This is a genomic window from Chryseobacterium sp. MMS23-Vi53 (assembly GCF_047651245.1).
GTDB lineage: Bacteria > Bacteroidota > Bacteroidia > Flavobacteriales > Weeksellaceae > Chryseobacterium.
The window spans coordinates 2786442-2811239 of record NZ_CP180265.1; the positions used below are offsets into that span (position 1 = coordinate 2786442).

Consider the following 24798-nt stretch of genomic DNA (forward strand, 5'->3'; position numbering starts at 1 on the left):
ACTAACTTTTTACGACACACATCTGAATGGGATTTTTGCTGAGATTATTTTCGAAGAACGCGCTTTTTGTCTTCTTTATATTCCTGCAAATCATTGCTCTGGTTCTGATATTCTCAAAAAATGCCATGCAAAGATCTTGGATTGCGGGTCAGACGGCTGCGTTCAACTCTTGGGTTTCGGGATATATCGATGAAGGAGTTTCGTATCTTAAGCTCAAGCAGATCAACGAAGATCTTGTTGCTCAAAATAAGGCTTTAATGGTAGAGCTTTACGGTAAACAAGGTGCGGCAAATCCAAAATTCAGAAAAGTTCATGATACTTTGGGAGGCGGACAAATCTATACATTCGTGGATGGAGAGATCGTTTTCAACAGTATTAACAGAAGAAACAACTATTTTACAATAAACAGAGGTAGAAGAGATGGAGTGTTTCCGCAAATGGGAGTTATGGCTCCGAGAGGTATTGCAGGAATCGTAATCAATTCTACAGATAGCTATGCATTGGTTCAGTCGGTTTTAAGTGTGAATAAAATCAGAATTAATGCGGCTTTAAAAAATTCAGGGTATTTTGGAACATTAACCTGGAATGGAGATAATTCCAGAGTAATGCATTTGGCAGATATTCCGAAATATGTTGCCCTTAAAATCGGAGATACGGTCGTTACAGACGGTAAATCTGCTATTTTCCCTAAAGGTGTTCAGATCGGTACGATTGCGGGATATTCCGTAGATAATAAGACTGGTTTTTGGGACATCTCGGTGGAATTAAGTGAAAAAATGGGATCTTTGAGCAAAGTTTTTGTGGTTAAAAATCTTAAGAAAGCTGAGGTACAGAAGATTCAGGATACAATGCAAGCTGTAATAAAAAAGGAAAATGATTAGCAGGACTCTATTTACGGATATATTAATCATGATTTTCTTGGTTGCATTACAAATTTTTGTATTGAACAGGATTACTATTTTCGGAAAATACACTCCGGTACTATATCCTGTATTTGTCATGTTTTATCCATTTTTCAGAAATAAATTTCAGTTTTTGGCTTTGAGTTTTCTGATCGGTCTTTCGGTTGACGCGTTCCTCTATTCTTGGGGAATCAATGCATTTGCAACAACCTTGATTGCCTATTTCAGAACCTTGATTTTCAGAACGTCTACAGATACTTCCACAGACTTTTTTTCTTTCCAGTCCCTTCAATGGGCGCAATTTTTGCTGTTTTTGTTCTCGAGTATCTTTTTACACCAGCTTTTAGTACAATATATAGAGTTCTTTAAGTTTAGTAGATTTTTTGAAATATTACTTAATGTATTGGTAACTAGTGTAATTTCGTTTATATTTATAGTTATTTACGCATTAATATTTAAAATCAAACAAAAAGTTTGAACACACGTTATTTAAAAATTTTTTCGGTTCTTGTTGTCATCGCCTTGATTTTTGTGGCGAGGCTTTCGTATTTACAATTATTTACGGATCGCTATGCTCTAAACGCAGCGAATACTTCCATTAAAATTGAATATGTAATTCCTCAAAGAGGAGTTATTTTCGACAGAAATGGTAAAATTATGGTGGGAAACCAGCCTGCCTATGAAATTTCTTTCACCCAAGCGTTAATGAAACCTGATTTTGATACGTTGGCTTTCTGTAATTTAATGAAAATCAGCAAGCAGGATTTCATCAACAGGATCAATACTATCAAAAAAGAAAAATATTATTCTAAACTCACTCCGATGACTTTTCAAAAGGATCTGAGCAGAGAAGATATTGCAAGAGTTCAGGAAATTATTTTTAAATATCCTGCGTTCAGTATTGTTTCAAGACCTCAGCGTCAATATGAAGTGTCAACTTCCGGAAACCTTTTGGGATATACAAGTGAGGTGAATGAAAGAGAAATTAAAAAAGATTCGACTTACTATCTTCCTGGAGATTTCATAGGAAAAACAGGTGTCGAAAAATCTTATGAAAAAGAGCTTCGTGGTGTAAAAGGCATGAAGTATATCCAAAAAGATATTAAACTTCGAAACGTAGGTTCCTATAAAAACGGAACTTTAGATAAAGACGTTATTACCGGAAAAGATATTACTTTAACCATTGATTACGACCTTCAGAGAACTGCTGAAGAAATGATGGTGAATAAACACGGTGCAATTGTAGCTATTGACCCGAATAATGGAGAAGTTTTGGTTGCAGCAACAGGACCGGATATCGATCCGAATCTTTTCACGGGACCAAATAAATCGAAAAATCTTTACGCATTATCAAAAGACACGATTTACGAAAATAAGCCGACGTTCGACCGTTCGTTACAGGCTGCGTATCCTCCGGGATCAACCTTCAAATTGCTGACAGCTTTATCAGCCATGCAAATGGGAGTGATGACAGAGAATACGGTTTTCCCTTGTGGTGGCGGATTTAATTATCGTGGATTGAGAATTAAAGGTCACGGGGGTGCAGATCCGTTGATTCCTGCGATTCAGGTTTCGAGTAACTGTTATTTTTCTTATGCATACTTAGCTATTGTTAATAAATATCCTGGAAATCCATCAAAAGGTGTTGATGAATGGAAAAAAATCATGAGCAGTTTTGGTGTCGGAGAATTCTTAAATAATGATTTCGCAGTTGGGGCTAAAGGTCGAATTCCTTCAGGGGAATTTTATGAAAAAAGAATGAAGGCTATTTATAAGGCAAGTGGCTCTACAAAAGACCCTAAAAACTGGGATCCTTTAGCTACCGGAGCTGTTTTCAACGGAATGGGACAGGGAGATGTAATGGTGACACCGCTACAGTTGGCGAATTATGTTTCTGCAATTGCTAATAAAGGATGGTATTATACGCCTCATATTGTAAAAGCAATTGATGGAAAACCTAATCCCGATAAAAGATTTAAAGTAAAACATAAAACTTTAGTAGATCCAAAATATTTTGAACCTGTCTTAAAAGGTATGGAAGCCGTGGTTTTGAGAGGTACAGCTCACAGTTTGAAATCAAACGATTTTACGATGTTGGCGAAAACAGGTACAGCACAGGTTCCTCAAGGTAAGGATAACTCAATCTTTGTATTGATTGCTCCTGCGGATAAGCCAAAAATCGTAGTTGTTGCCGTAATGGAACACGCCGGATTCGGTGCAACCTGGGCGGGACCAGCTTCTACGGTAATTGCCGAAAAATATATTACCGGCGATCTAAAACGTGAAAATCTTTACAAAAAAATGATTACTTCGAGTTTCATGCCGGAGTATAAAAGACAATGGATCGTCGATTTGAAGCGTAAAGGTCTTTATAAAGATCCCGCTTTGGATTCTGTAAAACAAAAGAAAATTCAGGACAGCTTAAATTATATCAAAGAGCAGAAAGCAAAACTGCAAAAACAGATTGATCTCGAAACTAAAAATAAAACCACAAACACTAAACCTGCGAAGCAATGAAATGGACGGAAGGAATAGATAAATTAGGTCTTGGCTTATATTTCCTGCTTTGCATTTTTGCGATTGCAAATATTTATAGTGTTGACCAGAAACTAGGAGAAAAACAATTGATTTTCTTCGGAATTTCTGTTTTTGTGGGATTAATTATTTTCGTAGGAAGAGCTAAGTTCTTCGAAAATATGTCAGGAATTATTTACATTGGCGGTGTTCTTCTTCTGATCGGACTTTTCCCTTTTGGTAAAGAAATCCTCGGACAGAAAAACTGGTATAAATTCGGAAGTTTTACAATGCAACCTGTTGAGTTTGCAAAAATTGGAACTGCTTTAATGTTGGCGAATTACGTTTCCGGACCTGAATTCAATTTAAAAAATAAAAAATCACTTTATACAACTTTGGCGATCGTAGGAATTCCGGCGGCTGTCGTTTTAGCGATTCCCGATGTGGGTTCAATGCTCGTTTTTATTGCGTTTTTTATCGCTTTATATCGTGAAGGATTGAGTGGTTTATTATTCGGAATCGGATTTCTTTTTGCCGGTGTTTTTCTGATTTCATTGGCTGTAAATCCTATTTACGTTGCCGGAGCAATTGTTTTAATAATCGGTGGATACATCGCCCTGAATTATTACAAAATGTCCTGGAATGTCATTTCCATCTCAGGGATTGTTGGTTCTGTGCTCGTGTTGTGCGGACTGGCCTTTGGCTCACCCTTCATTTTAGAAAAGCTGCCGAAGCACCAGAAAGAGAGAATAGAGGTTCTGTACAAAGGTGAGAAAGCTTTCAGAGATACTTCAGGTTACAACTTACTGTACTCTAAAACAGCGATTGGTTCGGGTGGACTTTTAGGAAAAGGCTACCGTGAAGGATCTGTAACACAAGGAAAATTCGTGCCGGAGCAGGAAACCGATTATATTTTCTGTACCGTAGGCGAAGAGTGGGGCTTCGTAGGAAGCGCCGTTCTGATTTTGGCTTATATGGTTTTCATTGGAAGGATTTATTATCTTGCAGAACAACAGAAATCGTCTTTTAATCGAGTTTTCGGATATTGTTTTGCTTCGATTCTTTTGATGCACTTTACGATCAATTTAGGGATGGTTATGGGACTTTTTCCGACCGTTGGTATTCCGTTGCCTTATTTCAGTTATGGAGGAAGTTCTTTGCTTGCCTTCTCAATGATGACTTTTATCTTCTTTAAATTAAATTATTCGGACAAGAACAGTTTAGTGTAAAAGTTACGAGTTGGAGGCTGGGAAATGGAAGTTTACAATCATTCTGTCTAAAATTCATTTAAATAATCAGCAAAATCTGCGAGAGAAAAAAACTTAAATCATAAACTCTTATGAAAGAAGCATATGCCCTGGATCAAACTTTCAAAAATACAGCCTTTTCCGAAATCCAAAAAGGCGAATATGAAAACTGTACATTCCTGAATTGTAATTTTGAATATGCTGATCTTTCGTTTTTTAGTTTTAATGATTGTGAATTTATCGGATGTAATCTGAGCATGACAAAACTTGTTTCTACAGCTTTTCGTGACGTAATTTTTAAAGAATGCAAAATGTTTGGACTTCACTTCGACGATTGCAACGAATTCGGGATGTCCTTCAAATTTGATGGCTGTTCTTTGAATAATTCCATCTTTTATAAAACTACAATCAGAAAAACTTTATTCAATAATTCTAAGCTAATTGAAGTCGATTTTGCCGAATGCGATCTTTCCGGAGCTGTCTTCAACAATTGCGATTTATCAGGCGCAGTTTTCGACAATACAAACCTTGAAAAAGCAGATTTTCGGACTTCGGTCAATTATTCAATAGATCCTTCCCAAAACAAACTTAAAAAGGCTAAATTCTCCCTTTCTGAAATCTATGGTCTTCTTTATAAATTAGATATTGAAATTGATAAAAATGGGTAGGTTTTAGTTGATAGTTGCTGGTTGCTGGTTGATTGATAAGACTGTAAACACTTAATTAACTTTTATAAGTGAAACGGCTTTGTGAAACTAAAACAAAAAGTTATAAAAAAATTTAGTGACCTTTGTGTTCAAAATTCAGAGTTGAACTTTTTTTGCAACGCTATCATTTGCTGAGCGAAGCGCCCTTGCGAACAAAAAATATTTAGAGTCTAATGACTTATTCTTAGTAATCTTTAGCGCTAAAAATAATAAGTCGGCTTCGAGAGCCTCAGCCAACAAGAGATTAAGAAATAGATTTTAAACAAAGTATAAACAATAAAAAAACCATCAATAATTTTGATGGTTTCATTATTTAAATCAATTATTTAAAATTAAAAACTTGTTCCGTTTGATGCCGGAGTCGTTGCTGCAAGGTTTCCGTTGATTGCTTCTCCGTTTTCGTTGATAATTCTTTTGCCGAATCTGTATTTAGGTCCCCAGTAAGAATCATTTAACGAAGAAATCATTACTCCTCTCGACGTTGCGGCATGAATAAACTTCACTTCACCATCTTCTGTTACACTTTCTACAATACCTACGTGAGAAATTCTTCTTCCGTGAGAAAAGAAGATCAAATCTCCTTTCTGAAGGTTTTCTTTCTCTATTTTCTCTCCTTCCTGAGACTGAGAAGCTGCTACTCTTGGTAGGCTAAGACCTGCTGCAGCACCGAATACAGAAAGAACGAAAGCTGAACAATCTATACCGTTTCTGGTCATTCCTCCGTATCTGTAAGGAGTTCCAAGGTAAGTTTCAGCTTCTGTAAGGATATTGTCGATCGTTTTATTGTGTCTGATTGCTTTTGCAATCTCAGAATTTTTAATAGAATTTTTAGCGTTTGCTAAAGATGCCGCCTTTTCTGCAAGGAAAGAGTTGATTAATTGCTGCTTATCCTGTTCTGCTTTAGTATCAATTGAAGCTAGTTTGGCATCTGTTTTGTATTCTTTTGTGTAAGTTGCTGGTTTTGAAACTACGTAGTTTGTAGCACACGATTGCATAGAAACTGTAAAGGTTAAAGCAACTAAATAAAACAAAACTCTTTTCTTCATATATATTTGATTATCCGTGTTAAAAAGGAATAGTATTTTTCAAAAGCATTACAAAAGTATGTATTCCGAGTAAAAGAGCCTTGATATGATAATTGTCAGGTTCTTATTTTAACACATTTTAACATATATTTTAAGTATGTTAAAAAAAAACAAACCGCAACGTGCTATTTTAGGCAAGTGTGCGGTTTTTTTTATTAAGATTCTTTAACATAATTGTTATAGATTATTCCTATCAAAGGATTTTTTCTGATTGATGGTAAAGAAAATGGAGTCCTAAATTTTGTTAATAAAAGTTTGATTATTAGCCTATTTAAGCAGTTTAACTCTAATATTCTGTCCATCACGGATTTCTTCTGAAGCAGTCTTAACGATTACATCGTTCGTAGAAACATTTCCGATGATTGTTGTAACCTCTCCGTTAGCAATTCCGGCAGTTACAGGAACCCAATGTGCGATATTTTTTTCGACTTTAATAACAAAAACTCCCAAAGTAGAATTTAATACCGCAGTAGAAGGTACTGACAAGGATTTATTGTTTTCACTTAAAGGTAAAATCACGTTGGCAACCATTCCGGGTAACAATCTTTTGTCTTTGTTGTAGACATCCATTTCCACCCATTGAGAACGCAGTTTGTTGTCTAAAGCACCCGCAAATCTCGCAACTTTTGCCATAAAAGTCTCTCCCGGAATCGATTGAATGGAGAATTTAATATCACCATTTTTATTCAATAATCCGGTGTAAGATTCCGGAACATTTACCACTAAACGAAGTCTGTCCTGCTGAACCAAACTGAACATTGGCAAATCCGAACCTTTTCCCGAAGGTCCTACATAAGCTCCTGCACTTACATTTCTCGTTGCAATATTTCCGCTGAATGGCGCTCTGATCTGCAAATAATTTTTAACATCAGCCACTTCATGATACGATGCTCTCGCTGCTTCCAATTGTGCTAAATCTGATTTCTGTGCCGCCAAAGCCTGTTCCAAATCAAGTGCAGAAATTGTTCCTGGAGTTTTGCTGGTTTCTTTTAAACGATCGTATTTCGCTTTACTCGCAATGTACAATGCTTCTTTTGATTTTAAAGCCGATGAAGCTGCACTTTGCTGAGAATTGATTTCCGGAGCTTCCAGTGTTGCCAATAATTGTCCTGCTTTTACTTCATTTCCGACATCAACGTATAGTTTTTTAACGAAACTGCTGATCTTCGCATACACATCAACTTTCTGATACGGCTGTAATTCTCCCGGAATTGCCGTTGATGATGAAAAATCTGCTTGAGAAGGATTCACAGCTTCGATATCCGGAGCAGAAGGTTCTGCTGTTTTTTTGACTTCCTTTTTTTCCTCATGTCCGCAACTTTGCAAACTGAAAACCAATATCGTCGGAATTAAAAATTTATATAATCGATTCATATTTTATTTTTAAATAGTTTTAGATTAAATCTGTTTAAGCTTAGATCTATTTTTTACCGCAAAAGAATCAAAAGATTTTGTTGTAAAAATTAATCATTAAAGTATTAATCTTTTGATTCTTTTGTGGTTAAATTTTATTTTACAATTTCAGGCATAAAGTGAATACTTTCCTCATCTTCAGGATCAAGAGAAACACTTTGAGTGGTCGCTTTTCCTTGTCCCCACGCAAACGCTAATGGAAGAATGAAAAGGGCAGCAAAAGTAGAAGCAACCAAACCTCCGATCACGGCTCTTCCCAACGGTGAAACCTGATCTCCGGCCTCTCCTAATCCCAATGCCATAGGAATCATTCCTACAACCATTGCTAATGCGGTCATCACGATTGGTCTCAACCTCAACGCCGCCGCTTCTCTTGCGGAAAGTAAGGCATTTCCGTTATGTTTTCTTAATTGTTCTGCGTTCGTAATCAACAATACGGCATTCGAAATCGAAACTCCGACCGACATGATGATTCCCATGTACGATTGTAGGTTAAGCGTTGACCCACTGATCATTAATAAGGCTAAAGATCCCACCAAAACTGCAGGTGCTGTTGCCAATACAACCGCAGAAACTTTGAATGACTGGAAATTGGCAGCCAACATCAAGAAAATCACAACAATTGCTATGATTAAGCTGCTTTGTAAACTGCTTAATGTTTCATTTAAAGTCTGACTTAAACCAATCATTTGAATATTTAAACCTCTTGGAAGTTCACCCATATTATCAATTACTTTTTGTACATCTTTTGAAGCGGTTACTAAATCGGTGTGATTAAGATTTGCCGTCACTGTCAAAGTCGGCATTGCTCCTAAATTATCGGTTTCTCCGTAGGTGAAGCTGTTTTTAATGGTTGCAACGTCACCCAAATTCGGTCTGTTGGAGTTTTTCTGCAACGGAATTCCTGCAATTTCTTCTTTGCTGTTCATTTTATTTTCAGGAATCTGAACTTGGACGTTGTAGCTGTAACCTCCTTTTTCGTCCGTCCAGATATTTTTTTCGGTAAATCTTGATGAGGATGTTGAAGCTACCAAAGAACGCGAAACATCGGACATATCAACCCCCAGTTGAGCAGCACGAACACGGTCTACATTGATATCCAATGCAGGATATTTAATAGATTGACCAATCTGAACGTCTCTCAAATATGGAATCTTCTTTAATTCTTCTACGATTTTTTTAGCATAATTTTCATTTACACTTTTATCTCTTCCCGATAGTCTCACTTCAATCGGAGTCGGAGAGCCTTGGCTAAGAATTTTTTCCGTTAATTCAATCGGTTCAAAAGATAATTTCATATCAGGATTAATGCTTTTCGCTTTTTCTCTGATTTTATCTTTTAAATCATCCATATTGGTATGATAATCTTCATTTAAGCCAACCTGTAAAACCGTTTCATGAGAACCTGCCATCCAAAGGTAAATCGGACTTACCGAGAAAAGCGTCGGGTGCGTTCCTACGTAAGCAGACGTGATGGAAACATTGTCTTTTCCGACAATTTCTTTGATTCCGTCTAATAATTTTAAAGTCTGAAGCTCGGTTTTTTCAATTCTTGTTCCGTCGGGAACTCTCATTCTCACCTGAAATTGTGTTCCGTTCACCTGCGGTAAAACATCTCGCCCAATGCTGTTTAAAAATAAAGCTATCATTCCTATCATCAATAATATATAAGCCGAAACCACCATTTTACGATAAGGCATGATTCTATCTAAAAATTTCAGATATCGGAATCTTATTTTTTCAAACAAACTAACTTTTCCGTCGCGGTTGCTGTCTTCATTCTGAAGTAAAATTTCTTTTTGGCTCCAAGTGTCGTTTTCATCGCTTAATCCGGCTTTCTGTAATTCTTCAGAATCTGTCAGAGTATGTCCGTCTTTTGCTTTATGATGTTTTACTTTCATGATCCAGTTGGCCATTACCGGAACAAAAGTTTGCGCAAGGAAATAAGAAACAATCATACTGAAACCAATCGCCAAAGCTAATGGTAAGAATAATGATCCTGGAATTCCGCCCATTGTAAATGCAGGTGCAAAAACCGCCAGAATACAGAACAAGATCAGCAATTTTGGAAAGGCAATTTCTTTACAGGCATCCCAAATAGCTAAAGATTTTGGTTTTCCCATGTCCAGATGCTGGTGAATATTTTCTATGGTAACGGTACTTTCATCGACGAGAATTCCAATGGCGAGGGCGAGTCCGCTCAACGTCATGATATTAATGGTCTGTCCGAAAAGATTTAAGAATAAAACCGCCGAAATAATGGAGGTCGGAATGGTGAGAATTACAATCAACGCTCCTCTGATATCGCCGAGGAATAAAATGACCATTAATCCTGTGAGGACGGCTCCGATTGTTCCTTCACTCAACAAGCTTTTAACGGAATTAATTACATACGTCGACTGGTCAAATTCAAAACTAACCTTTACATCATCCGGAAGATTAGACTGAATCTGCGGCAACTGCTTTTTCAGATTTTGAACCACGTCCCAGGTTGAAGCATCGGCACTTTTAGCAATACTTAAATAAACCGAACGACGACCGTTCACCAAAGCATAGCCCGAAGTCATATCCGCTCCGTCGGTAACAGTCGCAACATCTCTTAAATAAAGATTCTGAACACTGCCTTTATACAAAGGAATATTCTCAAAATCTTTTACATTTTTAATCATTGTATTAGTCGGAGTGATGTAGTATTTATCTCCGATTCTTACGTTCCCGGAAGGTGCAGTCTGGTTGTTCAAACGTAAAGCTTCTACAAGCTGATCGGGCGTCATATTATGCTGACGGAGCAAATCCGGATTGGCATTAATGACCACCGTACGAATATTTCCTCCAAAAGGCGGAGACGAAACAATTCCGGGAATTGAGGTAAATGTCGATCGCACATACACGTTCGCGAGATCGAGCAATTCGTTGTTGGATCTTTTATCGCTGCTTAAGACTAATTGTCCAACTGGAAGTGTTGAAGCATCAAAACGAATGATAAACGGCGGGTTGGAACCCGGTGGAAATGCAGCCTGAATTCTGGTCGAGAACGAGTTCAGTTCTGCGGCGGCTTGTGCCATGTTAGTTCCGGGATAGAAATTAATTTTCATCAAAGTCAATCCCTGGATATTTTTGGTTTCAATACTTTTAATTCCGTTGACGAAAAGGAAAATATTGATGTATTGTTTGGCAAAAAATGCTTCCATCTGCTGCGGTGTATATCCGCTGAAAGGATGGGAAACATAGATCACGGGTAAATCCAGTTTGGGGAAAATATCGACTTTAATGGAGTTTACAGATCGTATTCCGAAGAAAAACAATCCGGCAACGATCACTAAAATCGTAATAGGTTTTCTTAATGCAAATCTTATTAAATTCATTGAGATAATGTTGATTATAATTGATATTAATCTTACAATTCGTTTTCAAAAACAGTGAAATCACCTGTCGCTGCTGCTTTTAACAATAAAGCATTCCAGACATTGCTAATGGCGATGTCTCTGTCGGTTTCGGCTCTTACCAAAGCGTAAATGGCTTGTGATAAATCAACAAGATCTGTCAATCCGTTTTTATATAAAACCGATCTTTGGATGTAAGCGTCATTGGCGGATTTTAACTGAACAGGAACCTGGTCGTACACCATGATGGCATTTTTCCATTTGTTTTCAGATAAATCCAATTGGGCCTTTAATTGTTGTTCGGCAAGATCATATTCATGTTTTAAACCTTGACTCACATAATCCTGAGCACTGATTTCTTTTGATAATCGATAGGTCTGAGTGAAATTCCATGAAACTCCGAGTCCAACTAAATAATTGCTTCTCGTCGGATGAATTCCGTCCCAGTAAGAGGTGGAATAATCATTTTGATTTTGAGCGTAACCATTTCCAAATCCCGAACCTCTCGTCTGAAAAATCCCTACCATCGAGAATGACGGATAATACTGCGTTTTCAGGAATTGTTTTTCCTGTTCGCTTACATTGATTCGGCTTTTATATAAAGCCAACAACGGATGACTTTCCAAAGAAGAATTGGCTTCAATCGGAAAATCGGTTGGAATTCTTTTTAGTAAAGCGCTGTCCAGCACAAATTCCTGAGCCGGAATTCCCAACAATTGAGCTAATTTGTTCTCCTGTTCTTGCTCGTTGTCTTTCGCTTTGGTATAGGTGATCATTGCATTGGCGTAATCGGCTTTGGCAAGGGATAAATCAACTCCGGGCACGATTCCGTTTCTTTCTTTTACCTCAACAATCCTTCTGATCGTGTCTGTTCTTCCGAGATTTCTTGCATAAGAAAGCTTTAGTTTTTTAGCTGCTAAAACGTTTAAATAAGCAGCTGCCACTTTTACTTTATGCTGAAAAATCTCATCAGACAAATCTTTGGTATCCCTCAGGTTTTTAGATTCTGCAACTTTTACCCTTTGCTTGGCTTTTCCGAAAGAGAAAAATTCCCAGTTGATATTGGCTAAATACAATGCTCCGAAAGAAGCATTCCAGTTTTGATCGGGAAGGGGAAGTCCCGAAGAAGCTACTCCGTAACCCCCGAAACCGTACAGTGGCCCGTTTTGTCCGTTTACTGTTCCGTAATCCTGTTGCAGGCTGATGTTGAGGTTGGGCAGATATTGCCGTTTTGCCAGTTCTATCGATTCCTGTGAAGACAATCGGTAAGATTCTTTGGCTTTAATGGTTCCGTAATTTTGAACAGCGGTTTCCAGTGCAGACTGTAACGTGAGAACTTCCTGCGCTTTTGCTGTATTGACAAAAAAAACGGATGATAAGGCGAGAATAAAAATTCTTGAAAGCATCTAACGTATTTTTCTTTTTTCAAAGTAAAAAATACATTTTGAAGCAAATTTGAAGTTGAAAAAAATAATACAAACCGCTTTTATTCAGCAAAGTTTACTATTTGCTCTACGCTTTCAAATTCAAGTTTATTTTCTTCGGATTTATGTAAAATGTAAGGTTTATTAATTTCTTTATGGTCGAAATAAACGGTAATTGAATGCCATCCGTCGGCAAAATCATATTGAACGAGAAAATTATTCACTTCGCAGATTTGTTTTACGATAGACAATCCTAAGCCGATGCTTTCTTGGGACTGGTTACTTTTTTTAAATCTTTTAAATAATTCATTTGTGGAAACATCGGGTGGAAGTCCGGTATTGCTGATCTGAAAGTAACTTTTGGTAAGATTTATTTCAATTTTACCACCTTCCAGATTGTGTCTGATTGCGTTGGAAAGAAGGTTGCTCAATAAAATTTCTGCTAAAGTCGGGTGAATTTTAACATAAACATTCTTTTCGCTATTTCTGTTTAACGTAATATTTTTCAAAGCCAAATGATCGTGATAAGCACACAGCGCTTCTTTTTCAACGGTGCAGAATTTCAATTCTTTATTCGTTAAAAACTCGTTGTTGTTTAATTTAGTTAAAAGAATTAATGATCGGTTAATTCTGCTTAATTTATCAATGGAATTCTGAATGTCTGTTAATAAAATCGCTTGATTTTCATTGATTTCCGTTTCCGCTAATAATTCAATCTTACTTTGAATAATGGCTAAAGGAGTCTGAACTTCATGGGAAGCATTTTCGGAAAACTCCTTGACAGAAGCGTAGTCTTCCAATGCTTTGTCGGTCATGATTTTTAGGAATTCATTTAATTTTTTAAACTCTTTTGTGCTTGTCGGTAAAAGTTCAAGTCTTTCTTTTTTCTGAATACTGAATTTTTGAAGTCCGTCGATCGCGTGGTGGAAAGGTTTTAATATGAATTTAGATAAAATTCTTGCGGTGATAAAAACGATGGCTGTAATTAATAATAATTTCCAGAAGAGAGCGATCAGCATTCCGCCCATAATTTCTTTGGTAGCGGTAATGTAGGTGTAGGAAGAGATTTTGTAAATCTTGTTATCAATATTTGCAAAAGAATTGATCTGGATCTTACATTCATTCTTAGAGACGCCATTGTCTTCAAGGCAGGTATGGATAATTTCCGGTTGCGCAGGAAGATTTTTTCCGTTTAATACATTAATGGAAATAGGAAGTCCCTGTGTCGAATTTGCAGGAGCTTCGCCGTTTTTTAATTGATTGATTACATAATTGTTGACGGTTTTCAATCTTTCAATTTCAACATTATCCAGTCGCTTTTTAATGCTTGTATACGAAATGTACATGCTCACCGGAGTGACGAGCAAGATAATGGCGATAAACCAGATCGATATTTTATTCACTAAATTCATGAACCATTATATTTTAAAGCATTAAACTTATATCCCAAGCCATATATTGTTTCAATATAATCGTTTCCGTTTGCGGAAGCGATCTTTTTTCTGAGATTTTTAACGTGCTGATAAACAAAGTCAAAATTAGCCAAATTATCGGTATAATCTCCCCAAAGATGATTAGCAATAGACTGTTTCGATAAAACGCGGTTTTTATTTACGAGGAAGTAAAGAAGCAATTCAAATTCTTTTTGAGTGACTTCCAACCTTGTTTCGTTGATAATAACTTCGTAAGTATCAGTATTTAAAATAATCTCGTTGAATCTTACTTCATTATAACCGTCCATTTTATTTCTTCGGTAAACGGCTCTTAATCTGGCATGCAGCTCCGGTAAGTGGAAGGGTTTTGTGATATAATCATCGGCTCCTTTTTCCAGTCCGTCGATTTTGTCGTCTAAAGCATTTTTAGCAGAAATAATGAGAATTCCGCTGTTGATTTTTTCGGTTTTAATGTAATTTAAAATATTCAATCCATTTCCGTCAGGCAACATGATATCCAGCAAAATACAATCATACGAATTGAACGTAAGGCGTTCCAAAGCTTCGTTGTAACTGTAAGCGCATTCGCAGATATAGTTCTCTCCTTCAAGGTAAAATTCCATACTTTGAGCGAGTTCTTTGTTGTCTTCGACGATCAGGATTTTCATAATTGAAGCAAAATTAAAATTAAATTTTGTATGAATTTTGAAGTTGTGGAAGTCTTTGTCTATTAGTATTTTAAGTTAAACTTTAATTTAAGCAAAAGTTTGTATAGAACCCAACGTCATTTCGAGTAAATTTTTGAAAAAATTGTATCGAGAAGTTCTTATTTCACCAAAGGTTCTCGATACATTTTTCTTCATTTTATTACGAAAACACTCGAACTGACGGAAGGCTTCAACATCAAAAAATCAGATTAAAAAAAACAAAAACTCCCCGATCAATCGAGGAGTTTCACTAATATGGAACTTTACAGATGTTACTTTGTAAATAACATTTCTCTATATTTTGTCATTGGCCAAAGCTCATCATCAACCATCATTTCCAAATCATCAGAAGCATCTCTGATAACGTCGAATAGAGGTTTTACTTTGTTGCAGTAGTTTTCTGCCTGCTTTTGGCTGTCAGACGTTGCTTTTGCAGCTTCTCTTGCTTTAATAAGGTCTTCGACACCTAATTTAATTTTAGAAACATTTTCAGAGATGCTTGTGATCAAACTCATTTGTTCTTTTGCTAAAGATTTGAATTCTTTATCTCCGAAAATTTCTTTAAGACCTTTTACGTTCTCGATCAATCTGTTTTGATAGTTCAAAGCAGAAGGAATGATGTGGTTTCTCGCAATATCACTTAAAACTCTTGCTTCAATATCGATAACTGTAGAATATTTTTCTAATTTGATTTCGTTTCTTGCCTCAACTTCTCTATGCGTGAAAATTCCCATTTCTTCGTAAAGTGTTAAGAATTTTTTGTCCATTTCCTGCTTAAGAGCTTCCGGAGTCGTTTTTAGGTTATTCAAACCTCTCTTTTTAGCTTCTTTTGCCCAGTCATCAGAATATCCGTCACCTTCAAACATGATGTTTTTACACTGCTTGATGTATTCTCTCAATACATTGAAGATCGCTTCGTCTTTCTTAAGACCTGTTTCAATTAATGCATCAACTTCTTTTTTGAAATCCATTAATTGTTTTGCAGCAATCGTGTTCATTACAGTCATAGACTCTGCACAGTTTGCAGCTGAACCTACCGCTCTGATTTCAAATTTATTTCCTGTAAATGCAAACGGAGAAGTTCTGTTTCTATCGGTGTTATCCAACAAGATTTCAGGGATTTTTCCAACTACATTTAATTTTAAATCTGTTTTTTCGTCCGGTGAAAGTTTTCCTTCCGTTACTTTTTCTAGCTCTTCCAATACTCTGAACAACTGGCTTCCGATAAATACAGAAATAATTGCCGGTGGAGCTTCGTTTGCACCTAGTCTGTGGTCGTTACTTGCAGAAGCAATACTTGCTCTTAAAAGATCAGCATATTCATGAACTGCTTTAATTGTATTAACGAAGAATGTTAAGAATTGTAAGTTTTTCTTAGGATTTTTTCCCGGGCTTAGAAGGTTTTCACCTGTATCAGTTGCTAAAGACCAGTTGTTGTGTTTTCCGCTTCCGTTTACTCCTGCGAATGGTTTTTCGTGGAATAAAATGTGGAAATGGTGTCTGTGAGCAATTCTTGCCATTACGTCCATCAACAAAGAGTTGTGGTCTACAGCAACGTTTACTTCTTCAAACATTGGAGCTAACTCGAATTGGTTTGGAGCCACCTCGTTGTGTCTTGTTGTTACAGGAATACCCAATTTCATACACTCGATTTCCAACTCTTTCATGAAGTTCATTACTCTTGTAGGAATTGAACCGAAATAGTGATCATCCAATTGCTGCCCTTTTGCAGGAGAGTGTCCTAGCAAAGTTTTTCCTGTTAATACAAGGTCCGGACGAGATTGGTATAATGCTGAATCAACCAAGAAATATTCTTGCTCCCAACCTAAAGTAGGAGTTACTTTTGTTACGTTTTTGTCGAAATACTGCATTACGTTTGTTGCAGCTTCGTCTACCGCGTTCAGTGCTCTTAAAAGAGGTGCTTTATAATCTAAAGTTTCTCCAGTATAAGAGATGAAAATTGAAGGAATACATAATGTAGTTCCCATGATAAATGCCGGAGATGTAGGATCCCAAGCTGTATAACCTCTCGCTTCGAAAGTGTTTCTGATACCTCCATTCGGGAAAGAAGATGCATCCGGTTCTTGCTGAATCAATAAGTTTCCGCTGAATCTTTCGATTGCTCTACCTCCTTCGATCGGAGTGAAGAATGAATCGTGCTTTTCTGCAGTGCTTCCTGTTAATGGCTGAAACCAGTGAGTATAGTGAGTAACACCTTTGCTCATTGCCCAGTCTTTCATGGCAACTGCAACCTGGTCTGCGATGTGTCTTTGGATTTTAGTTCCTTTTCTTACCGCATCCATGATCGATTGGAATGCTTCTTTCGTTAAATATTCTCTCATTGTTTCTTCTGAGAAAACATTCTGACAGAATAATTCTGACAATTTTACAGGAACTTCTACAGAATTATCTCTTCTAAAGTCCTTGAATGGTAAAGTTTCTAACGCTTTGAATCTTAAAGTTGACATATTAGATTTAATTTTTACGCTGCAAATTTACAAAAAAAATGAATCGAAAAAATTTTTACCCTAAAAATTTGAGGGGTGTTTTAAAATTTAACTAAATTTTAAACGGTGATTTGAATTTTGAGAGGGGGTTGGTTGGATTAAGGTCTGCATTATTAATATTTCTTAATAATGAATATATATTATAAGAAACAATTTACGAATTTATATTATTTGTGTGTAATTTTTTTTAGGTGTCATTCTGAATAAAGTGTAGCAGAGTGAAAAATCTGTTATTAAAATAATTTTCATACAGTTTGTCATGCTGAAAGCATCTAGAGGCGAATTTTTCCTATAGAATTTTCTAATACTATGCCTAGATGCTTTCAGCATGACAAACTCTGTCGGTATTTTTCAAATCTTGAAATGAAACACAGCAACCATAGCCCCGATTGCCGCGGCATCCTTTTTTGCAGAGGGGGAAAGTAAGGCAAAAAAGATATAGCAGAAAGCGGGATAAAGCTACCTATAAAAGTTAAGAAGTTGGAAGAAGTGTGCTAGAAGTTTTTTAGGATTGAAACTACTTCTTCGCTTCGCTCATCGTAATGACTTTATTGAATTTATATATTATGTTAAATCGTTTGTTAAAAGATACTTAAAATAAGTTGGGCGGAGATTTTGTATATTTGTGTGAAATTTATTTTATGACAAATTCTAGAGCAAGAGAAACGACGGAAGCAATTGAAAGATTGTATATTTCTATGAGACACCTCTTTTACAGAGGTTTTTTTAAACCCGGTGGTGTTTCAGGAGAGAGCATAAGAAGTTTGTTGAAAACCATTAACCCCGAGATTTACGGAAGTATGAATATTCCGAATAAACTGGAGCTGGATGGTTTGATGTATGTTTTGGACAGGCTTCCGGAGGGAATTGAAGAATGTGCTTTTATTCATCTGACATCGGATGAGGGTTTTGATAAAGGAAGTTTCGAACCTATTGTTCCTAAAAAGAGAAGAAGAAATTGCTATAGAATCGACGAGCACCAGATGAATATCGAAGTTCTTTTGGGGCGTTCTGAGATTTATGATATTCTTACCCACCTTACATTTTTATTTATAGAAGCAGATAAAGTGAGAAATCTGGCTTTCATCCAGGATGAAAACTGGAAACCGACACGTGCTTTTAAAATAATCGAAGAAGTAGTAAAAGGCGAAAAAAAATTCAGCAGAAAAGAAAAAGAGGTTGCTCTTATTCATTTATCTTCTTTAATAGGAAGAACTTTTGAAGAGACCTTAAACGCTTACAATACTTTCGGTGATGATAATAATCCGGATCGTTTATTTAAAATCATTTACAACTTAGGAAAAGTAAGTCTTGAGGATGCAAAACAGACGAGAGAGAGAGAAATTCATTTCAGTGCTATTTTAAAGGAAAGAGTGGGGCATCATTATTTCGGTGAGAAATGGGCAGACAAAGTGAAAGAGGTTTTATTTGAAAACAATCTTCATATGCGTCCGTTGCACATTATTTCTGCGAACATGCACTCAGTGAAAAATATGCTGTATGCCAATGATGCTTTAAAGAAAAAGGATCATAAGGAAGTAGATTACAAGCTTTACGGAGAAATTTCCGATAAGAAAGAACTTCGCGACAAGGTTTCAAAATATGCTTTGGAGGAAGGAATGATCTATATTAACGATAAGAGCGGAAGTAATATTGATGTTCAGATTATAGATTTAAGCAAAACAAATCTCAAAAATACACCTTTTCACGATATTAAATTTGGTGGAGATGATGTAATTATGGTTTTCGATTATGCTTTTGGCGAACAGGCTTTTGAAGTAATGGATGAATTGCTGAGACCTTTTGAACAAAAAGGTGAAGTCTACATGATGAAAGTAAAATCTGTTTCTATCATGGGTAAAGCGGGAATTCTTGAAGGTGGAAAAGGAGATATCATGATCCCAACTTCGCATATTTTTGAAGGTACGGCAGATAATTATCCTTTTGAAAATGCTTTAAAACTGGAAGATTTCCACGATGATGAATTGAAGGCTTTCGAAGGTCCGATGATTACAGTTTTAGGAACTTCCCTTCAAAATAGAGATATTCTTTCTTATTTTATGAATACTTCATGGAAAGCAATCGGACTTGAAATGGAAGGGGCGCATTATCAAAAAGCAATTCAGGTGGCGTCTAAAATCAGACATCATATTTCACCGGATTTGTTTGTAATGTATGCGTATTACGCTTCGGATAATCCATTGGAAACGGGAAGTACCCTTTCTTCAGGTGGTTTGGGATTAACAGGTGTAAAACCAACATATCTTATCACATTAAGAATCTTAGAAAAGATCTTACAAAGCGGAAAAAAAGAAGTTTCTGCTAAAAAATAATTTGATTATTTCAATTAATAATTTAATCCTTCAAGGTTTCAAAACCTTGAAGGATTTTTTGTTTTTGTTACGGATGTACTAATTTGACAGATATATATATATTCTCAATATAAAAAGGGAAATATCTACAAATATTATATTAATTTACTATGAAATCCTTAAATTATTCAAAAAATAATTATTCAATATTTTGTGAATAATTATTTTTTTGTAATATTGCTTAGTTGAAAAATACTATAAATTAATTCAAAAATTGTTTCTAAAGAAGAAACAGAAGAAGAAGTAAAAACTGAATCGAAACAAGAAAGCAGAACGGCAAATATGCGTGTGCTCCGGTCTCATATAGTTGTGGTGTTAAAGGTTATGCCTGTGGAGAAACCGCATTAGAAATGATAGAAAATGCTTTGGCCGGAGAGGAATTGTTTTGTGGAGAATAAGTGATGGCATTTCTTCGAAAATAAATATAGAAAGCATTATGGCGACATAGTGCTTTTTTAATATGAAAAATTTGAACATGAATAGATTAGTTTTAGTGTTGATTTTAATTTCGTCAATGCTTTTTTCTCAGGAAAATAATTATGCTTTCGGCTATAGGTTAACTTATAAACCTGATTCTACAGATATTTTTAATACTAAAAGTGAAGATTTTACTTTATTTGTTAATAATGAAAAATCTTATTTTTTAAGTGATAATTTTTTAAAACGAGACTCGGCAATAAAAGCACTTGCAAAAGCTCAAAGCCTAGATTTTACAAAAGCTCCAAAAACAAGATTTAAATATATAGTGCTTAAAAGCAAAAAAGATAAGAACCTTGTATTATATGATAATATACTTAAGTATTATTTCAGCTATCCTGAAAGTCCTGAATTTAATTGGAAATTAAGTAATGAAACGATGAAAATCGGAAATTTGAATTGTTCGAAGGCTGAGACAGTATATGCTGGTAGAACTTGGGTAGCGTGGTATACTAAAGATATTCCTGTGAACGATGGTCCTTATAAATTTAATAATCTGCCAGGTCTTATCATAAAAGTTTCAGATTCTGAAAATAACTTTGATTATGAACTCATTAGTATAAAAAAAAGTAATCTTCCAAATAATCAGCTTTTTCAGGAAGTATATTTAAAAAAACATAAGGAAATCTCTAGAGAAGATTATTTAAAAACACTAAAAAATATTAATGATAATATTATTAACGAAGCTGCGAGAAGTGGCTTAAGTGTAGCTCCCGAAAGTGTAGAACTGGTAAAAGCAAATCTAAAAAAGAGAAATAATCCTATTGAATTAAAGTAACAATTACAACTCTTATTTTTCTTCGTTGAATTATCATCTTTTTGTAATAATTTGCATGGATTATTTTAAAGTAATATAGTTTCAAACTTACTATAATGTTTCAATATTGAGATAGAATAACTTATCTAATGCCCGATTTTGAGAGTCTTTCTAAAATTACTTACCTTTAGAAAAAATAAAAAATTTTAAATGAAAAAATCGGTTGCAATCATTTTTGCGTTTATCATTTCACAATTTCAGGCTCAGCAGGGAGCTTACTATCAGCAAAGTGCGAAGTATAAGATGGATATTGATGTGAACGCTGAAAAATTTACGTATCAGGGAAATCAAACGTTAGAATACACTAATAATTCGCCGGACGAACTTAATGTGGTTTATTTCCATTTATACTGGAATGCTTTTAAGCCAAACTCTATGATGGATCAAAGAGTGGCTTCTCAAGGGAAAAATGGTGATTCGAGATTGCAGAAAGATGGAGTTTCAAGATTGGCTTCTATTCCGAAAGATCAGGAAGGAGCACAAAATATTCACTGGATCAAACAAAACGGGAAAACGTTGAAGTTTGAAGTTCAGGAAACGATCATGAAGGTTTATCTTGCTGAACCGATTAAGCCAAACTCAACTACAACTTTTACATTGGACTGGGATGCGGTAATTCCTCAACAAATCAGAAGAAGCGGTAGAAATAACAGAGAAGGTGTCGATATGACAATGACGCAGTGGTATCCGAAAATAGCAGAGTACGACTATGATGGTTGGGCAACATTTGATTATATAGGAAGAGAATTTCATGCACCGTTTTCGGATTTTGATGTTACCATTAAAATCAACAAAGATTATGTTGTAGGAGCAGGAGGAATTCTTGAAAACCCTACAGAAGTGAAAGGTTATGATGCCAATGCAAAAATTAAGGCTGAAAAAAATAAAGCAACATGGAGATGGACAGCGAAAAATATGCTGGATTTTGCATGGAGTGCAGATAAAGATTATGTTGTAAAAAGTTTTGATGTTCCACAAGGACCAAAAGTTTTTTTAGTATATCAAAATAATGACAAAACAAAGGTTTGGGAACAGGCTCAACCTTACGTGACGAAATATTTCCAATTGATGAATTCTCACTTCGGAAAGTATGTTTATCCGACATATGCTTTCATTCAAGGTGGAGACGGCGGAATGGAATACGGAATGTGTACCATGATTTTAGGTGAAGCGAAAGACATTAAAGGTTTGATGGGATTAATGGCTCACGAAGGTGCGCACTCTTGGTATCAGCAAATGTTGGCGACCAACGAATCGATGCGACCGTGGATGGATGAAGGTTTTACGAGCTATGCAGAAGGTTACGTCATGTATCAGTTGTTCCCGGAAGAACTTCCGAATCCGTTTGCAAATACGTTGAACGCTTACAGAAATTTCATTAAAAAAGGAATCGAAGAACCAGCAGTTTGGCTGGGAGATCACCATGATAACGGAAATTCTTACACATATGCTTCTTATGTGAAAGGAGAGTTGTATCTGGTGGAGCTGGGTTACATCATGGGAGAGCAGAACTTAGCGGAAACATTGAAGCAATATTACAATCAATGGTCGATGAAACATCCTTCTGACCGAGATTTTCTGCACATCGCACAAAAAGTTTCGGGAATGGATTTAAAATGGTTCCAGAATTATTGGATCAACACGACAAAAACGATCGATTACGGAATTAAAGATGTAAAATACGAAGCAAAATCAACAACGATTACATTGGTGAATAATGGGGGAGTGCCAATGCCTATTGATTTCAGTGTGATGACGAAGGATAAAAAGGTAATTAATTATCAAATTCCATTAAATATGACACATACCTGGAAAGAAAAAGATGCATATGGAGAGTTTAAAACAATGCCTTATTGGCCGTGGACTCAGAAGGAATATACGATTACAGTTCCTTATACAAAAGATCAGCTTTCTGTTTTAGGAATAGATTTCAGCCAAAGAATTGCTGATGTGAATATGGATGATAATTTCGTTGAAGTGAAATGATTATTCTAAAATATAATTTAAAATCCTGCAGGTTTTCTGTGGGATTTTTTGTTTTTTTTTATACAAATTGCACAATGTTTTCACTAATCACACAACTCAGTTTGTAATCTCTGTGGATATTGTTTTATTACAAATAAAATTATATGAGATATCTGAAAAATGAATTATTAAAAAATAGCTTAATATAGCTTACAGTATCCCAAACTGCTTTACCATCCAATGATTGGGATGGTTTTTAATCAAATCATTTTTTATTTTTTCGTCTTTTGTATTCAGGTAGCTGTAGACTTTTAAAGGGATGGAATCAGGATATTCTTTCAAGCCCTGAGCGACAGTTGCTCTCGCAAGATCTTCCTGTTTTCCGCTATCCAGCGCTTCATATTTGTAGATATAAACGATAACAGGAATTTTTCCGTATACATTTTTTGTTTCGTCTTCCAGTAATCTCATGATCTCAATTTGGAGCTCCGGATTAGATGGTTTTCCCACCATTGCAGTCTGCGTAATATGCTGCTGATACATCAAAAAAAGCATCAGGATATGAAGGTTTTTCGTATTAGGATCCGAAGCCAGCCTTTGGATTTTTTCTATTGTTTCAGAAGTCATTTCATCGTTATCAGCTTGTAGACTTTTATTATAAAATTCATCCAGAAGATTGTAAACTTCTTTATCATTTCCATCGATTTTAGCTTCGGTTTTTAGTTTTTTAAATACTTCTTTTGCCGTTGCCGCTGTTTGTGCAGAGATATTTAAACCAATAAATAACAGAAATAAAAAGAATAGCTTTTTCATGGAGATGAGGTTGAAATGTTTTTGAGTTTTTAAATATAATTAATTGTTTTAAAAGAATGAATAATTTTAAAAGAACAATTTAATTTGATTAGTTTTGAAAGTGTTTTTTTTATTAAAATCATTAATTTTAAAGCTTTAAATTAATAAGAAATTTCATTTAATTAATAGTGGAAATTTCTTCTTAAAAATCAAATAAATGAATTCAATCGTAATAAACATAGGAAACAGCAATATCCGATTTGGGCTTTTTGATGATGACAATTGTGATATTTCGTGGGTTATTAATACGAAACCTTACAGAACGGCGGACGAGTTGTATGTTCAGATGTTGATGCTTTATCAGACTTATAAAGTTGAACCAAAGGAAATAAGCAAAGTGATTATCGGTTCGGTTGTACCTCAGCTTACCAAAGTGATGAGCTCGGCGATCAAGAAAATCCACGGAATTCTTCCCGTAATTGTTGATAGAAATACGCCTTCCGAGGTTGTTGCAAAATCGAAGCAGATGGGAACGGATATTTATGCCAATCTTGTTGCTGCTCATAATATGTATCCGGACAGAAAGAAAATTGTTCTGGATTTCGGAACTGCGCTTACCGCAAGTTGTGTTGCCGAAAATGGCGAAACTTTGGGCGTAATTATCGCTCCGGGAATTGTTACGGCTTTAAATTCTTTGATCAGCCAAACCGCACAGCTTCCGGAAATTGAATTGAAAAAACCAAAAACAGTCTTAGGTTTAGATACTGTAACCTGCATGCAAAGCGGAATGGTGTACGGATTTTTAGGAATGGTAGAAGGTTTTATCGACAGAATAAACGATGAGGTGAACGACGATTGTTTCGTTGTTGCAACGGGAGGAGTTTCTCATGTTTACAAACCTTTGACGGAGAAAATTCATGTGATGGACAGACTTCATACGCTGAAAGGTTTGTATTTTTTAGGAAAAGATCTTTAAATTATCATTAAAAATAGAATCACAAAGTTTGTCATTCTGTAGCAATCTCGGCAATTAATTTTTTAATTAATTTACTA

General features: G+C 35.7%; 17 protein-coding genes. 9 read left to right on the forward strand and 8 right to left on the reverse strand.

Features of this window, described 5'->3' with window-relative positions; translation table 11 throughout:
* Nucleotides 1-26: 26 nt before the first annotated feature.
* From mreC to ACKX2A_RS12485, 5 genes are all read left to right on the forward strand, one after another.
* Nucleotides 27-881, forward strand: coding sequence for a rod shape-determining protein MreC (gene mreC, locus ACKX2A_RS12465; protein ID WP_415325046.1), 855 nt, complete (start codon nucleotides 27-29; stop codon nucleotides 879-881).
* Nucleotides 874-1380, forward strand: a complete 507-nt coding sequence (locus ACKX2A_RS12470) for a rod shape-determining protein MreD (RefSeq protein ID WP_415325048.1) — start codon at nucleotides 874-876, stop codon at nucleotides 1378-1380. Before mreC ends, ACKX2A_RS12470 begins: the two co-directional genes overlap by 8 nt.
* Entirely contained in the window at nucleotides 1377-3419 is a 2043-nt protein-coding gene (locus tag ACKX2A_RS12475) for a peptidoglycan D,D-transpeptidase FtsI family protein (RefSeq protein ID WP_415325049.1), read from the forward strand. Before ACKX2A_RS12470 ends, ACKX2A_RS12475 begins: the two co-directional genes overlap by 4 nt.
* A complete protein-coding gene (rodA, locus tag ACKX2A_RS12480) occupies nucleotides 3416-4645 on the forward strand; it encodes a rod shape-determining protein RodA (protein WP_415325051.1) in 1230 nt (409 codons plus the stop codon). Before ACKX2A_RS12475 ends, rodA begins: the two co-directional genes overlap by 4 nt.
* Nucleotides 4646-4755: 110 nt before the next feature.
* Nucleotides 4756-5331 carry a pentapeptide repeat-containing protein gene (locus tag ACKX2A_RS12485; RefSeq protein WP_415325053.1) on the forward strand — a complete coding sequence of 192 codons (576 nt, stop codon included), beginning with the start codon at nucleotides 4756-4758 and terminating at the stop codon, nucleotides 5329-5331.
* 371 nt (nucleotides 5332-5702) lie between these two features.
* On the opposite strand, the gene ACKX2A_RS12490 is transcribed toward ACKX2A_RS12485, so the two are convergent.
* The 7 genes from ACKX2A_RS12490 to ACKX2A_RS12520 all read right to left on the reverse strand — a co-directional run bounded on the left by ACKX2A_RS12490 (nucleotide 5703) and on the right by ACKX2A_RS12520 (nucleotide 17283).
* Nucleotides 5703-6416, reverse strand: a complete 714-nt coding sequence (locus ACKX2A_RS12490; RefSeq protein WP_415325054.1) for a C40 family peptidase — start codon at nucleotides 6414-6416, stop codon at nucleotides 5703-5705.
* A 306-nt stretch (nucleotides 6417-6722) separates the two neighbouring features.
* A complete protein-coding gene (locus ACKX2A_RS12495) occupies nucleotides 6723-7829 on the reverse strand; it encodes an efflux RND transporter periplasmic adaptor subunit (protein WP_415325055.1) in 1107 nt (368 codons plus the stop codon).
* A gap of 134 nt (nucleotides 7830-7963) precedes the next feature.
* Nucleotides 7964-11233: an efflux RND transporter permease subunit gene (locus ACKX2A_RS12500; protein WP_415325057.1), complete on the reverse strand. Its 3270-nt coding sequence runs from the start codon at nucleotides 11231-11233 to the stop codon at nucleotides 7964-7966.
* 32 nt (nucleotides 11234-11265) lie between these two features.
* Nucleotides 11266-12657, reverse strand: a complete 1392-nt coding sequence (locus tag ACKX2A_RS12505) for a TolC family protein (RefSeq protein ID WP_415325058.1) — start codon at nucleotides 12655-12657, stop codon at nucleotides 11266-11268.
* Between the two features lie 80 nt (nucleotides 12658-12737).
* On the reverse strand, nucleotides 12738-14087 hold the full coding sequence (locus tag ACKX2A_RS12510) for a sensor histidine kinase (RefSeq protein ID WP_415325060.1): 1350 nt from the start codon (nucleotides 14085-14087) through the stop codon (nucleotides 12738-12740).
* A complete protein-coding gene (locus ACKX2A_RS12515) occupies nucleotides 14084-14776 on the reverse strand; it encodes a response regulator transcription factor (RefSeq protein ID WP_415325061.1) in 693 nt (230 codons plus the stop codon). The genes ACKX2A_RS12510 and ACKX2A_RS12515 overlap by 4 nt, the downstream gene beginning before the upstream one ends.
* Before the next feature lie 311 nt (nucleotides 14777-15087).
* Nucleotides 15088-17283, reverse strand: a complete 2196-nt coding sequence (locus tag ACKX2A_RS12520; RefSeq protein ID WP_415325063.1) for a glutamine synthetase III — start codon at nucleotides 17281-17283, stop codon at nucleotides 15088-15090.
* A 680-nt stretch (nucleotides 17284-17963) separates the two neighbouring features.
* Between ACKX2A_RS12520 and ACKX2A_RS12525 the strand changes: the two genes are divergently transcribed.
* The 3 genes from ACKX2A_RS12525 to ACKX2A_RS12535 all read left to right on the forward strand — a co-directional run bounded on the left by ACKX2A_RS12525 (nucleotide 17964) and on the right by ACKX2A_RS12535 (nucleotide 22974).
* The gene (locus ACKX2A_RS12525) at nucleotides 17964-19655 is read left to right on the forward strand and encodes a DUF6909 family protein (protein ID WP_415325064.1); all 1692 of its coding nucleotides are present in this window, start codon (nucleotides 17964-17966) and stop codon (nucleotides 19653-19655) included.
* Nucleotides 19656-20169: 514 nt separating this feature from the next.
* Nucleotides 20170-20949 (forward strand): GLPGLI family protein, encoded by a 780-nt coding sequence (locus ACKX2A_RS12530; RefSeq protein WP_415325065.1) that lies wholly within the window; start codon nucleotides 20170-20172, stop codon nucleotides 20947-20949.
* A gap of 189 nt (nucleotides 20950-21138) precedes the next feature.
* Nucleotides 21139-22974 (forward strand): M1 family metallopeptidase, encoded by a 1836-nt coding sequence (locus ACKX2A_RS12535; RefSeq protein WP_415325066.1) that lies wholly within the window; start codon nucleotides 21139-21141, stop codon nucleotides 22972-22974.
* A gap of 189 nt (nucleotides 22975-23163) precedes the next feature.
* On the opposite strand, the gene ACKX2A_RS12540 is transcribed toward ACKX2A_RS12535, so the two are convergent.
* Entirely contained in the window at nucleotides 23164-23766 is a 603-nt protein-coding gene (locus ACKX2A_RS12540; protein ID WP_415325067.1) for a hypothetical protein, read from the reverse strand.
* A 196-nt stretch (nucleotides 23767-23962) separates the two neighbouring features.
* Between ACKX2A_RS12540 and ACKX2A_RS12545 the strand changes: the two genes are divergently transcribed.
* Nucleotides 23963-24721 carry a type III pantothenate kinase gene (locus ACKX2A_RS12545; RefSeq protein ID WP_415325069.1) on the forward strand — a complete coding sequence of 253 codons (759 nt, stop codon included), beginning with the start codon at nucleotides 23963-23965 and terminating at the stop codon, nucleotides 24719-24721.
* The last annotated feature ends 77 nt before the right edge of the window (nucleotides 24722-24798 follow it).

Bases quoted from the DNA above. Each gene is read 5' to 3' on its own strand.
- ACKX2A_RS12540 (WP_415325067.1), bottom strand. From the start codon at position 23,766: ATGAAAAAGCTATTCTTTTTATTTCTGTTATTTATTGGTTTAAATATC.
- mreC (WP_415325046.1), top strand. From the start codon at position 27: ATGGGATTTTTGCTGAGATTATTTTCGAAGAACGCGCTTTTTGTCTTC.
- ACKX2A_RS12525 (WP_415325064.1), top strand. From the start codon at position 17,964: ATGACAAATTCTAGAGCAAGAGAAACGACGGAAGCAATTGAAAGATTG.
- ACKX2A_RS12505 (WP_415325058.1), bottom strand. From the start codon at position 12,657: ATGCTTTCAAGAATTTTTATTCTCGCCTTATCATCCGTTTTTTTTGTC.
- ACKX2A_RS12500 (WP_415325057.1), bottom strand. From the start codon at position 11,233: ATGAATTTAATAAGATTTGCATTAAGAAAACCTATTACGATTTTAGTG.
- ACKX2A_RS12535 (WP_415325066.1), top strand. From the start codon at position 21,139: ATGAAAAAATCGGTTGCAATCATTTTTGCGTTTATCATTTCACAATTT.
- ACKX2A_RS12520 (WP_415325063.1), bottom strand. From the start codon at position 17,283: ATGTCAACTTTAAGATTCAAAGCGTTAGAAACTTTACCATTCAAGGAC.
- ACKX2A_RS12530 (WP_415325065.1), top strand. From the start codon at position 20,170: ATGAATAGATTAGTTTTAGTGTTGATTTTAATTTCGTCAATGCTTTTT.
- ACKX2A_RS12510 (WP_415325060.1), bottom strand. From the start codon at position 14,087: ATGAATTTAGTGAATAAAATATCGATCTGGTTTATCGCCATTATCTTG.
- ACKX2A_RS12545 (WP_415325069.1), top strand. From the start codon at position 23,963: ATGAATTCAATCGTAATAAACATAGGAAACAGCAATATCCGATTTGGG.
- ACKX2A_RS12485 (WP_415325053.1), top strand. From the start codon at position 4,756: ATGAAAGAAGCATATGCCCTGGATCAAACTTTCAAAAATACAGCCTTT.
- ACKX2A_RS12515 (WP_415325061.1), bottom strand. From the start codon at position 14,776: ATGAAAATCCTGATCGTCGAAGACAACAAAGAACTCGCTCAAAGTATG.
- rodA (WP_415325051.1), top strand. From the start codon at position 3,416: ATGAAATGGACGGAAGGAATAGATAAATTAGGTCTTGGCTTATATTTC.
- ACKX2A_RS12490 (WP_415325054.1), bottom strand. From the start codon at position 6,416: ATGAAGAAAAGAGTTTTGTTTTATTTAGTTGCTTTAACCTTTACAGTT.
- ACKX2A_RS12495 (WP_415325055.1), bottom strand. From the start codon at position 7,829: ATGAATCGATTATATAAATTTTTAATTCCGACGATATTGGTTTTCAGT.
- ACKX2A_RS12470 (WP_415325048.1), top strand. From the start codon at position 874: ATGATTAGCAGGACTCTATTTACGGATATATTAATCATGATTTTCTTG.